The 12048-nt window shown below is 42.8% G+C and carries 10 protein-coding genes; 3 read left to right on the top strand and 7 right to left on the bottom strand.

The window, feature by feature from the left end; translation table 11 throughout:
* Positions 1-26: 26 nt before the first annotated feature.
* From C6Y06_RS16055 to pcrB, 4 genes are read right to left on the bottom strand one after another with little or no spacing between them, the layout of a single operon-like run.
* A complete protein-coding gene (locus tag C6Y06_RS16055; RefSeq protein WP_060595700.1) occupies positions 27-1214 on the bottom strand; it encodes a CamS family sex pheromone protein in 1188 nt (395 codons plus the stop codon).
* Positions 1215-1229: 15 nt separating this feature from the next.
* Positions 1230-3236: an NAD-dependent DNA ligase LigA gene (ligA, locus tag C6Y06_RS16060; RefSeq protein WP_066031212.1), complete on the bottom strand. Its 2007-nt coding sequence runs from the start codon at positions 3234-3236 to the stop codon at positions 1230-1232.
* A 44-nt stretch (positions 3237-3280) separates the two neighbouring features.
* A complete protein-coding gene (pcrA, locus tag C6Y06_RS16065) occupies positions 3281-5503 on the bottom strand; it encodes a DNA helicase PcrA (protein ID WP_060595698.1) in 2223 nt (740 codons plus the stop codon).
* Positions 5504-5560: 57 nt separating this feature from the next.
* Positions 5561-6253: a heptaprenylglyceryl phosphate synthase gene (gene pcrB / locus C6Y06_RS16070; RefSeq protein WP_060595697.1), complete on the bottom strand. Its 693-nt coding sequence runs from the start codon at positions 6251-6253 to the stop codon at positions 5561-5563.
* A gap of 272 nt (positions 6254-6525) precedes the next feature.
* Here pcrB and C6Y06_RS16075 point away from each other — a divergent pair, with 272 nt between their 5' ends.
* Positions 6526-6948, top strand: a complete 423-nt coding sequence (locus C6Y06_RS16075; RefSeq protein WP_223251465.1) for a DUF2283 domain-containing protein — start codon at positions 6526-6528, stop codon at positions 6946-6948.
* On the opposite strand, the gene C6Y06_RS16080 is transcribed toward C6Y06_RS16075, so the two are convergent.
* The gene (locus C6Y06_RS16080; RefSeq protein WP_003214314.1) at positions 6929-7159 is read right to left on the bottom strand and encodes a hypothetical protein; all 231 of its coding nucleotides are present in this window, start codon (positions 7157-7159) and stop codon (positions 6929-6931) included. The genes C6Y06_RS16075 and C6Y06_RS16080 overlap by 20 nt on opposite strands.
* Before the next feature lie 139 nt (positions 7160-7298).
* Between C6Y06_RS16080 and C6Y06_RS16085 the strand changes: the two genes are divergently transcribed.
* On the top strand, positions 7299-8879 hold the full coding sequence (locus C6Y06_RS16085) for an FMN-binding glutamate synthase family protein (RefSeq protein ID WP_106037213.1): 1581 nt from the start codon (positions 7299-7301) through the stop codon (positions 8877-8879).
* A gap of 198 nt (positions 8880-9077) precedes the next feature.
* On the opposite strand, the gene C6Y06_RS16090 is transcribed toward C6Y06_RS16085, so the two are convergent.
* Both C6Y06_RS16090 and C6Y06_RS16095 read right to left on the bottom strand, forming a co-directional pair.
* The gene (locus C6Y06_RS16090) at positions 9078-9392 is read right to left on the bottom strand and encodes a YerC/YecD family TrpR-related protein (protein ID WP_003214053.1); all 315 of its coding nucleotides are present in this window, start codon (positions 9390-9392) and stop codon (positions 9078-9080) included.
* A 551-nt stretch (positions 9393-9943) separates the two neighbouring features.
* Positions 9944-11686 carry an adenine deaminase C-terminal domain-containing protein gene (locus tag C6Y06_RS16095; protein WP_106037214.1) on the bottom strand — a complete coding sequence of 581 codons (1743 nt, stop codon included), beginning with the start codon at positions 11684-11686 and terminating at the stop codon, positions 9944-9946.
* A 124-nt stretch (positions 11687-11810) separates the two neighbouring features.
* Here C6Y06_RS16095 and C6Y06_RS16100 point away from each other — a divergent pair, with 124 nt between their 5' ends.
* Positions 11811-12032 (top strand): YgaP family membrane protein, encoded by a 222-nt coding sequence (locus C6Y06_RS16100; RefSeq protein ID WP_060595694.1) that lies wholly within the window; start codon positions 11811-11813, stop codon positions 12030-12032.
* The last annotated feature ends 16 nt before the right edge of the window (positions 12033-12048 follow it).

The following is a 12048-nucleotide window of genomic DNA, read 5'->3' on the forward strand; positions in this document are numbered from 1 at the left end:
AAAAACCGCCAATAGGCGGTTTTTATTTAGTCATATATATGAACAGTTGGTTCTTTGTCTTCAGCATTTTTCGTGATCAGGGCTTCTTGTTGATCAGAAGATGTGATGTTAATTTCGATATTGGTACTCTTATAGTAATCCATGACTTCACCTGTTAAATATTGCGTGAAGGCTACAACTTCCGTTTTTCCATAGAACTGCATTGGAATTTCGACTTTCATTTTTTGCAGGTTGCCGTTTTTGTAAAAGCCTTTTCCTACGACACCAGTGTAATTCGGGAAGTAGTCTTCGACTTTTGTTTTGAAGCGGTCAAATCGCTCGGAATCATCTTTGTAGTTGCCTTTCGCATTATCTGAAGGGAAGAAGACATTCTCCTCTTTGATCGTATCCCAATTGCCGATATCAGCTGAGCCTGCTTTCACATCCGTTTTGGCGATAAAGTTTCCTGGAACGATAGATGATTTTGGTGCTTGCTTATAAAGTGCAATCATGACAGGCACTTTTTGCAGTCCATCCATTTGACGAATTCGTTTGATCACTTGTTCAGCGATTTTTTCACCTTCTGCCAAAAGTTTCTTTGAACTTTTCGATGAATCGATCGTCACCTCTTGCTGCGGATCACCGATATTTTCACGGTAATAATAAACAGAGTTCAGTGCAAGACCAATGACAACTCCGCCAAGCTGTAAGCTGTTTTTATCTTTTCGAATTAAGTAATTATGTTCTAGCATCGAAGCTAAGTAAATTGGACTATTTTCATTTTTAGACTTTGTTGAACCTGAGTTTGGAAGAGCTGGGTTTAAGCCGAGATTCTTAAAGTCTTTATCTTCTTTTTCTGCCTTTTTCAGATCACTGCCTGTTTTTTTGCGCGACAGCCAGCTGAGAACGGTGTCCTCATCTAAATGCTGTCCTTCTTGGAAAAGATAGTCGTTTGTATTAAATGACTCTGTTGCAAGGCGCATAAGTCCTGTTTCAAATTCATCGATGTCCAGGCGTGTGTTGAGACGCTCTGCTGTTAATCCTCGCGCAGCCCCTTGTTTAAACGGCAGCACCATTTTGTAATAGGAGTCAGAGATATTGTACATCGGGATGATGGCTGTTTCCTTCGTTTCATCCGTTTTTTGTGTAACCTCTTCCTCTTCCTTTCCCCCAAAAGGTGCACACGCTGACAATACCAGTGTGAGCATTGTCAGCAGCAATAACAACTTTTTCAATAGAAAACACTCCTCTTATTTCTTTAGCTCCTCGAGCATTTTAGCTTCGTCCCAAATTTCAATATTGAGTTCTTCTGCCTTTGTCAGCTTACTTCCCGCTGCTTCTCCGGCAATGACTAAATCTGTTTTTTTACTCACACTACCTGCCAGTTTGCCGCCTAATGCTTCGATCGCTGCTTTTGCATCGTTTCGGGCCATTTCTTCTAATTTCCCTGTCAGTACAATGGTTTTGCCTGCAAAATAGGAATCACTTTCTTCAACCTTCACCGGCTTTGGTCCTGTATAGGTCATATTGACCCCAAGCTCTTTTAGTTCATTTAGCAGGTTGAGAATTTCTTCTTTCTCAAAGTACGTGACGACGGCATCAGCCATTTTTTCACCGATTTCGTCGACTTCGAGTAATTGTTCTTTCGTCGCTTGCTTTAATTGATCGATGTCGCCGAAATGCATCGCCAAGGTCTTTGCCGCTTTAGAGCCAATAAATCGAATACCGAGTCCAAATAGTAAACGCTCTAGAGAGTTTTCTTTCGATTGCTCAATCGAACGCAGTAAATTGTCGACAGATTTTTCGCCCATTCGCTCAAGCTGAATGAGCTCTTCTTTCGTTAATCGGTAAAGATCGGACACACGAGACACAAGCTGTTCTTGGAAAAGCTGTGTAATGACCCGCTCGCCAAGCCCATCAATGTTCATTGCATTACGGGAAACAAAGTGAATGAGTCCCTCACGTATTTGAGCAGGGCATTCTGGATTGATGCAACGCAAAGCCACTTCGCCTTCAATTCTCACCAGCTCACTATGACACTCTGGGCATTCAGTCGGCATGTGAAACGGCTTTTCTTCTCCTGTACGCTGATCGATCAGTACGCCTGCGACTTCCGGAATAATATCGCCCGCTTTTTTCACAATCACTTGATCAAAAAGGCGAATATCCTTTTCTTTGATCAAATCTTCATTATGAAGAGAAGCACGCTGCACTGTCGTCCCTGCTACTTTGACAGGTTCAAGAATCGCCGTTGGTGTGATGACGCCTGTACGTCCTACACTTAGTTCAATATCAAGCAGCTTTGTCACGACCTCTTCAGCCGGAAACTTGTACGCAACAGCCCAGCGGGGACTTTTTGCTGTAAAGCCGAGCTCTTCCTGCTGAGCTAACGAATCGACTTTGATCACAATTCCATCGATTTCATATGAAAAATCGGCACGCTTCGTTTTCAATGTTTCAATGAGGTCGATCACTTCTTCAATCGTGTGGCACATCCGTCTTTCTTTGTTCGTTTTAAAGCCAAGTTCGTCGAGAAGATCAAGTCCCTCGCTTTGCGATTCAACACCGATTTCATCAAGCTCCGCTATACTGTAGACGAAGATATCAAGGTTTCGTTTCGCCGCAATTTTCGTATCAAGCTGACGAAGCGAGCCTGCAGCCGCATTACGCGGGTTCGCAAACGGCTCTTCTTCGTTTTGTAATCTTTTTTCATTTAATGCTTCAAAAGAAGGTTTTGGCATAAATGCCTCGCCTCTCACTTCAATCGACAGAGGACGTTTGATTTTGAGCGGGATGGAACGAATGGTTTTGAGGTTTTCAGTAATATCCTCACCCGTTGTCCCATCTCCACGCGTGGCACCTCGGACAAACACACCGTTTTCATAACGGAGAGAAACAGCGAGTCCGTCAATTTTCAGCTCGACATTGTATGCGACATCGTCACCAACTGCTTGACGAACCCGTCGGTCAAAATCAAGAAGGTCCTGTTCATTAAACGCATTCCCGAGGCTGAGCATCGGTGTGCCGTGACGCACTTTTTGGAAGGCGTCTAACACAGCGCCTCCTACTCTTTGTGAAGGGGAGTCCGCTGCTTTTAAATCAGGGTGCTCTTCCTCTAAAGAGATCAGCTCACGCATCCGCGCATCATATTCAGCGTCAGGAACACTTGGACGATCAAGTGTATGATATTCGTAGTTGTATTGGTTCAAAATCTGGTGCAGTTCCTCGATCCGGCGTTTCGCTGCTTCTTTATCCATCTGCTTCTTCCTTTCAATTCATCCGTTTTATAAGTGCTATCGGTTTATTGCTTCTCAATTGGCGCAAATGCTGCGAGAAGACGCTTAATGCCTGTAGGGCTTGGGAAGGCAATATCAAGCTCTGTGCTGTCTCCACTGCCTTTTACACTCACAACCGTTCCAACGCCCCATTTTTTATGAGCCGCTTTATCACCCACAGCCCAGCCAATACTTCCGCCGCCTGTGTTTTGAATGGTTTGAGTTTGCGGACGTGAGACAGGTCCCCGTCTTTGCGGTCTTTCTCTTGTTTGGCCAAACGGTGTTTTCGTTTCTTTCTTCTCATTTAGGTTGTCCAATAAATCAGCTGGTATTTCTCGAATGAATCTTGATTCAAGGTTCATGTTTGTCCGGCCGAAGAGTGTTCTCATCTTGGCACTTGATAAATAGAGCTCTTCTTCCGCCCGTGTGATGCCTACATAGGCAAGGCGGCGCTCTTCTTCCATCTCTGCATCTTCCATTAATGAACGGCTGTGCGGGAAAACACCTTCCTCCATGCCCATTAAGAAAACAACAGGGAATTCTAGACCTTTTGCAGCATGAAGAGTCATTAAGATGACGGCATCCTGATCTTCTTCCTCATTCTCATCCAGCTTATCAATGTCTGCGACGAGGGCGAGATCTGTCAGGAAAGTCACGAGAGACTTGTCTTCATTTTGTTCTTCAAAGTTCTTAGTCACGGAGAGAAACTCGTCAATATTTTCTAGACGGCTTTGTGCTTCAATCGTTTTTTCAACCTTCAGTGCTTCACGATAGCCTGTTTTCTCTAGGATTTCTTCTGTTAATTCTGTGACAGATAAATAATCCTGCATGTTCGTCATTTGATCAATGAGCTGTTTGAACTCATCAAGCGCATTGGCTGCCCTTGCACTGAGTCCAATGAAATCTACCTGACCAAGCGCTTCAAACATAGACAGGTCATTCATCTCCGCATATGCTGCGATTTTATCAACAGATGTCGCACCGATTCCACGCTTTGGTACGTTGACAATACGTGCAAAGCTAATGTCGTCATCTGGGTTAGCTACTAGGCGTAAGTATGCCAAAATGTCCTTGATCTCTTTCCTGTCATAGAACTTCGTGCCGCCGACAATGTTGTATTGAATGTTTGACTTCAATAATGTTTCCTCTATGACACGAGACTGGGCATTGGTTCGATAAAGAATCGCAAAATCGGATAATTTACGCTTACCGCTCTGATGAAGCTGATGAATCTTTCCAGCAACAAATTGACCTTCACCGAATTCATTATCTGCACGGTAATAGGCAATCTTCGCTCCTTCATCATTTTCTGTCCAAAGATTTTTCGGCTTACGGTTTGAATTGTTTTGGATCACCGTGTTTGCGGCATTTAGAATACGTTTAGTCGATCTGTAATTTTGCTCAAGCAGAATCACTTCACTGGACGGATAATCTTTTTCAAAGGAGAGAATGTTTGTAATATCCGCTCCGCGCCAGCGGTAAATGGACTGATCCGAGTCACCGACAACACATATATTTTGAAAACGCTGAGCGAGCAGTTTCACAAGCATGTACTGCGCTCTGTTCGTATCCTGATACTCATCGACATGAATGTATTGGAATTTCCGCTGATAGTGTTCTAATACTTCAGGGATGCGCTCAAACAGACGAATCGTCATCATAATTAAATCATCAAAATCGAGTGATTGGTTTTTGAGTAACCGTTTTTGATAATCTGTATAGACGTCGCTGACCACTTGATCATAGAAATCACCAGCTGTTTTGGCGTATTCCTCTGCGTCTATGAGTTCGTTTTTTGCACTGCTGATTGAACCTAAAATGCTGCGTGGATCAAACTTTTTAGGATCGATATTTCGTTCTTTCAGAATATTTTTTATGACTGAAAGCTGATCAGATGTGTCTAATATAGAGAAGTTGCGATTCACACCAATACGGTCAATATCGCGTCGTAAAATGCGCACACACATGCTGTGGAACGTAGAGATCCAAATGTCATCGGCACCAGGCCCTAAAATGGCTTGTACACGCTCACGCATTTCACGTGCTGCTTTATTTGTAAACGTAATCGCTAAAATGTTCCACGGAGCCACATGCTTTTCGGCCATTAAGTAGGCAATTCGATGTGTGAGCACCCGTGTCTTTCCGCTTCCTGCTCCTGCCATCAAGAGGAGGGGACCGTCTGTTGCTTTGACCGCTTCTTTCTGCGCGTCATTCAGCCCTTCTAATAGATGATTCGATATTTCATTCATTCCATTCACCGCCAATTCGAACTTATGTTCTATTTTAACCCGTTTCGTCTTGTTTGACTATGATGACTTTTTGACTGCGCCCACTGTCTTTAATGCTTCTTTGAAATTGTCATAAATGACGTTTCCTACAACAACCACGTCTGCATGCTGCGCAAAGTCTGTTGCCTGCTTCGCGTTTTCAATGCCCCCGCCATAAAAAAGGACCGTTTCATGAAGCACTGCTTTTGTTTCTTTCACAAGCTCTATATCTCCAAGCGTTCCGCTGTATTCTAGATAAAAAATGGGCAGCTTCATCAAATGCTCTGCCACTCTTGCATATGCCCTTACGTCATCGATGTCCAGCGCTGTATTTGCCTCTGTGAGCTTGGCCGCTTTACACTCTTCATTTAAAATAACATAGCCTTCAGGCACAATCTCTTCCATTGACATCAAATCACCGAATTCCTTCATCGCGTCCTTATGAAGCCCAACAATCCAATCAGGATGAGAGCTGTTTAAGACGGTCGGGATGAAATACAGATCGAAGCCCGGCACAATCATCTCATGTGTTGAGATTTCGAGCACACATGGCACAAGAAATCGGCGGACCTTTGACATCAATTGGAGCACATTGTCCTCTGTCACATTGTCACTGCCGCCAATCAATATGGCATCCGTACCAGATTCACAAATCGCCTCCAGCTGTTCATCGGATATTTCTTTATTTGGATCGAGTTTAAAGACATGCTTCCACTCGGTAACATCATACATGAAAAACGTTCCTCCATTCGTTTCATTCCATTTAAATATTATAACAAAATCAGTGACCGCAAAAAATGGGTAACCTCCTTCAGCTAAAAGTTTCATTCTTTTGAAAATGGACGATTTTAACTCTAAATGAGGCTAATGGAGACTATGTGAAAAGATCCACTTCAAGAGGACTAAGGGAGATAAATATATTAATACTGAACTGAAATGCGAGCTGCTTCGTCTCATCACATGATATTATACAATAAAGGAACATTTTACTATCTAATAAGCAGGTGAATGATTTGAAAAGAACCATCACATATGATCAAACGATCGACATCGGATACATTGATCTCATCCCGCCTAGAATCGGAACAATCAAAGAAACCATTGAATTTGACGTAAATGAATGTGTGAATGCAGATATTGATAAAGAGGGCCGAGTGGCTGGGCTGGAGCTATTTGCAGAAGAAGCCGAGGTTTTGAAGCATGCACCCGTTTATGAGGACGAGCTTTCGTTACGTTTTACGGATCAGGAAGTTCTCTCAACCTATCATTTATCGGGCATTGAAATTCAATTCTCGACGCCTGATCACAAAGGGCTGATCGGTTTTACGATTGTCGATCCTCTTCGATATAACGTCAAAAGAAAGACAAGAAAAAACCGTTTTGAATGGTCAAAACGGTTTTTTCAAACTATTGTCTCACTTCATTGAAATAATGGACGGATGTCATGGCCCCTTCATCGACCATCTTGTTGTCTTGAATATCTAATGGATCAGGGTGTCCGGCTTTTTCAGGAATCTTTTCATCTGAGCGGAACATGCTTGCCCATTTTTTGAGATGCTGTTTATTTTTTACCGCTAATAACACAGCACCACCAACCCCTAATCCTGCAAGTACATACGCATTTGGACGCTTATTCATGTATGTTCCCTCCCCTTATGATCTTATTTGTAAGTTACCCCGCCTTTTTATTTCTAAACGTCACAATCTGTTGAAGTGGTTTCTCTTTCAATGAAAAGTGGAATAACAACAGCAATGATAGAGAAAAGAGGGGATCTTCGTGACAACAACTTTCATTGTCATTGGCGCACTATTAGTGATTTGTTTCATCTTACCAATCATTTTATTCATCTGGATTTGGATGCGAGATGAAAAACAGGAAGAGCATTCTGTCCTGCGAAATTATCCGGTCATTGGAAAGCTGCGGTTTATTTTTGAAAAAATAGGACCTGAGCTGCGCCAATATCTTTTTCTGAATGATCGGGAGGAGCTTCCTTTCTCAAGAAGAGAATATGAGCAAGCTGTCATGTCTGGGAAGTACAAAAGCCGGACGATGGGCTTTGGATCAAAACGTGATTTTGACAAGCCTGGTTACTACATTCGCAACGTCCTATTTCCAAAGCAGCGAGATGAATTACGCATCGATCAATCTGAAAAAATATATACAAAAGTGTATCAGATTGATCAAGACAATTTACTGCGAAGAAGTGAACATACCAAAGAGGTCGAAGCAAAACCTTACTATCTCCATCAAGACGATGTACAAGTGATTGGCGAACACACATGTCAAAAGCCTTTCCGTGTAAAAGGCCTGATTGGACAGTCTGCCATGAGCTACGGATCTTTAGGCGACAGGGCCATTACAGCACTATCCTCTGGATTAAAAATGGCTGGCGGTACGTGGATGAACACAGGTGAAGGCGGGCTTTCCCCATATCACCTCAAAGGCGGAGCCGATATCATTTGCCAGATTGGGCCCGGTCTATTTGGTGTCAGAACAGAGGATGGTGCTTTCTCCTTTGAAGAATTTAAGAAAAAAAGTGAGCACGAGGAAGTCAAAGCCTTTGAGCTGAAGCTGGCTCAAGGAGCAAAAACACGCGGCGGACATATTGACGGCGAAAAGGTCACCGAAGAAATTGCGAATATCCGTAAATTGCCGCCCCATCAATCCATTGACAGCCCAAACCGATTTGAGATGTTCCACTCCATTCCTGATATGTTTGATTTCATTGAACAGCTACGAAGTATAGGCGGAAAGCCTGTTGGCATCAAGCTTGTTGTCGGACATAAAGAAAACATTGAAGAGCTTGCAGCGTATATGAAAAAAAGCGGAAAGCATCCTGATTTCATTACAGTGGATGGCGGAGAAGGCGGCACTGGTGCATCCTTTCATGAATTGGCAGATTCCGCAGGGCTGCCCATTTTCACGGCGCTCCCAATGGTTCATCAAATATTGAAAGAATACGGTGTCAGAGATCAGGTAAAACTCTTTGCTTCCGGCAAACTTCTCTCACCTGATAAAATTGCGATTGCCCTTTCCATGGGTGCTGACTTTGTAAATATCGCACGGGGACTCATGTTTTCAGTCGGATGCATTCGCGCACAAGTGTGCCACACGAATAAATGCCCAGTCGGGGTCGCCACAACGGATCCAAAGCTGCAAAAGGGTTTATCAATTGAAGAAAAGAAATACCGAGTCTGCAATTATATCCTTTCTCTAAGAGAAGGTTTGTTTAACTTATCCGCAGCCGCTGGAATTGAATCTCCCATTCATTTTAATGAAAAACATATTATCTACAGACAAGAAAATGGCCAGACAAGTGAAGTGCCGATGTTTTCAGGGACACAGCCATCTGTCTAGTTTGAGAAAAGGTGCGTTTTCGCACCTTTTTTTCGTTGACATTTTGGCTCAAGGATGCGTGAGGTTATAGGCGAGCTAAAATAAAAAACAGGACCGCTTGATTCAGCCAGTCCTTGCTTGTCTTTTCAGCGCTCTCCATAAAAAAACTGTAAACAACTCCATTCTTGTTGAAAAGGATTGTTTACAGTGAAAGCTGTTTTATTTTGTTTCGTCATTTGCCTGCTGTTCTGCTACGCGGTCAAGTGCCATCGTATAGGCATCATTTCCGTAGTTCAAGCAGCGTTTGACACGTGAGATGGTTGCAGTGCTCGCACCTGTTTCCGTCTCAATTTTATGATACGTGTTCCCCTCGCGAAGCATACGCGCTACTTCAAGACGCTGTGATAAAGATTGGATTTCATTGATGGTACACAAATCATCAAAGAATCGATAGCATTCTTCCAGGTCTTTAAGGGATAAGATGGAGTTGAATAACTGATCTAAGCTTTTGCCCCTTAATTTATCAATTTGCATCTTTATACATCTTCTCCTTTACTATTGGCACACCGCTTCGCACGACATTCTATGAAGAAAAGCGGTATCTTTCCTGACTAATTTTTTTCAACCTCAGCAATGAGCTTTGAACGAATCATGACAGGTTTGGTTCTACGCTGGAAATGCCGTCAGTTCTTTCGTAAGCCGAAGCTTCTTTATCGTATACAAATTCGACAAGTTCTGTCATTTTCCTTGTACGACAATCTGACAAACTTGTTTGCTTCCGATATCAAGATCACTTCTGCTTGATTAGTTATGCCCTAAAATACAGGTTGTGCGGAAAGCTCGGCGAGACCACAAACATGCGCCCCGCCTCGCTCAATTATTCAAAATATGTTGGTCGGCCAGCGTAACCGACAGATTCATTTTTCAATTAGGGCATTTCACTCGTCATGTCAAAGCCCTCTGCTTCAACAACTCCACATAAGCATTTTCACTTACATGGCAGCGAAGAGATCCATTGCTCACTTCTGCCCTATAACAGCTGTCAGAAATGTGGCAAAGATGATACAGCTCCACTCTGTTATATTTTAACGCATTATAGACGGAAAGAGTACAGTTTTTTTCATGACATCAAATATTCCTCTTGGTGTCACTCGAATATACGGCAAATGTGTACTTTGGAAAAAGACAAGTGTATCAATTGGGCAATCAAATGGATAGCCTCGCTCAATGAGCAGCTCGCGTAATGTTTGTATCTGCTGAAGAACAGTCTCAAACGGTTCAGCCGATGCACAGCCTGATAATTGCAGCGGGATTTCGTGCAAAATTTTCCCGTTCTCTGTGAGGACGATCCCCCCGCCGATTTCTTTCATTCTCTTATGTGCCAGCATCATGTCCTCTTTATTTTTCCCAATCACTAAAATGTCACCCGTGAGCGAAAATGAGCTGACAAAGCCTTGCACTTTGTTTGCGAAACCTTTGAGCATCGTATTCACACGCCACTCGCCTTTTCGGTCAATCAAGCTAAAGAAACTTTGATCATGGTCACAGGACAGCTGGTTCACCGAGTTATCAATCTCCACTGTATAAGGCTCCATGATGACAGCATTTCTCATTTTGACACCTAGCGGCATGGAAAATTGCAAATCACTCATCGTCAGATCATAGCATAAATCTAATGGAACAAGCCCGCCATTTTTCCATTTAGTTTCTTGAAATTGATGCTGGTTCTCACCATCCAATTTGAGAATAACCCCTTTAGATATCACCGTTTCAGGATTTGGGTTCATCGGATCATCTAAAATATTCAAAGAAGCCAGCCGGCCGGGACCGACAACACCTAATAGGTCATCAATTTGATAGTATTTTGCAATGTTAAATGTCGCCATATTATACGCATCAATGATAGGCACGCCTTCTTCAAGGGCAATTGAAATCAAACGATTAATCATACCTTCCTCATAAAAATGAGGCGCAGCTCCGTCTGTTGTATAGAAAAAGTGATCATAGTGTCTAAAATCACGCTCGTGCAGTTCTCTTAAAATGTTCACTAAATCTGGGCGGATGGAAGAATGACGAAGTGAGACATGGTAGCCAAGGGACAAGCGTTTTAGCACATCGTCCGCATTCATCGCTTCATGATCGCTGTCCGCGCCAAACAGCTTCATTTTTGTTAGCGTTTTCTCGGAAGCTCCGGGGAAATGCCCTTCAATTCGTTTTCTCTGCTTCTTCGTTTCTTGCATGCAATATAAAATGAGATCATCACCGTCCATCAATCTTGGCCAGCTTGTTAATTCGCCGCCTTGAAGGACATCAGGATGATCAATCCATTCCTTGCGATAGTTGATAGGAAGCATCTCATCTTCATATCTGACTTCAGTCTGAAGATCGTATCTAGACCACCAGAAATACTGAATTGGCTGCTGTTTTAATTCACACAGAGCGGAAAGCGCTTTCTTTTCATTGCTCTGCAAAAGAAGAAATAAGTTATCGCTGACCATCGTTGTTGTGCCAAATTGAGACACATATTCTGCAAGTGATTGGGGATTATAAATATGGAACGGATGCGCGTGAGGCTCTATATACCCAGGCACAATGTATTTCCCTTCACAATCAATCACACGTTTAGCTGATTTATTTTGAGGAAGCTCTGCTCCGACATAAACAATTCGATCATCATGTATCCAAATATTTGCCTTCACCCATTGTTTCAAAAATGGGTTTAGCACGAGTCCATTCATTAAAAGGAGTGTTGGAACTATTTTTGAGTCGACTACATCGATTTGTGTGCGGATGTCATTGTTTCTCCAATTAAAAGTACGTTCGGACATTCACATACTCTCCTTCATTTGTATTAGCACTATCGTAACATAACGAACCACGTTACGCATTAATGAAACGTTACAATTTCTTGAAATCACACTTAAAATATTTAAAAAAGGAGATTCACCTTCAATGAAACCTAATCTCGGCTTAATGGAAGCGCTCATTCGAATTGCCTGCGGAATGACAATATGTACTGTGGCTGGTTCTTTATATGCTAGAAAACCATGGAGTAAAATGCTGCTTTTCAGCATCATGTGCGGCGGGATGAAACTGGCATCTGGCATTCTTCGTTTTTGTCCAGTGACGTATATGTGTGAGCAGCAGGACACACATAAAGAGAAGGCTGAGTGAGACAGCCTTCTTTTTT

The organism is Bacillus sp. MZGC1 (genome assembly GCF_002998605.1).
GTDB lineage: Bacteria > Bacillota > Bacilli > Bacillales > Bacillaceae > Bacillus.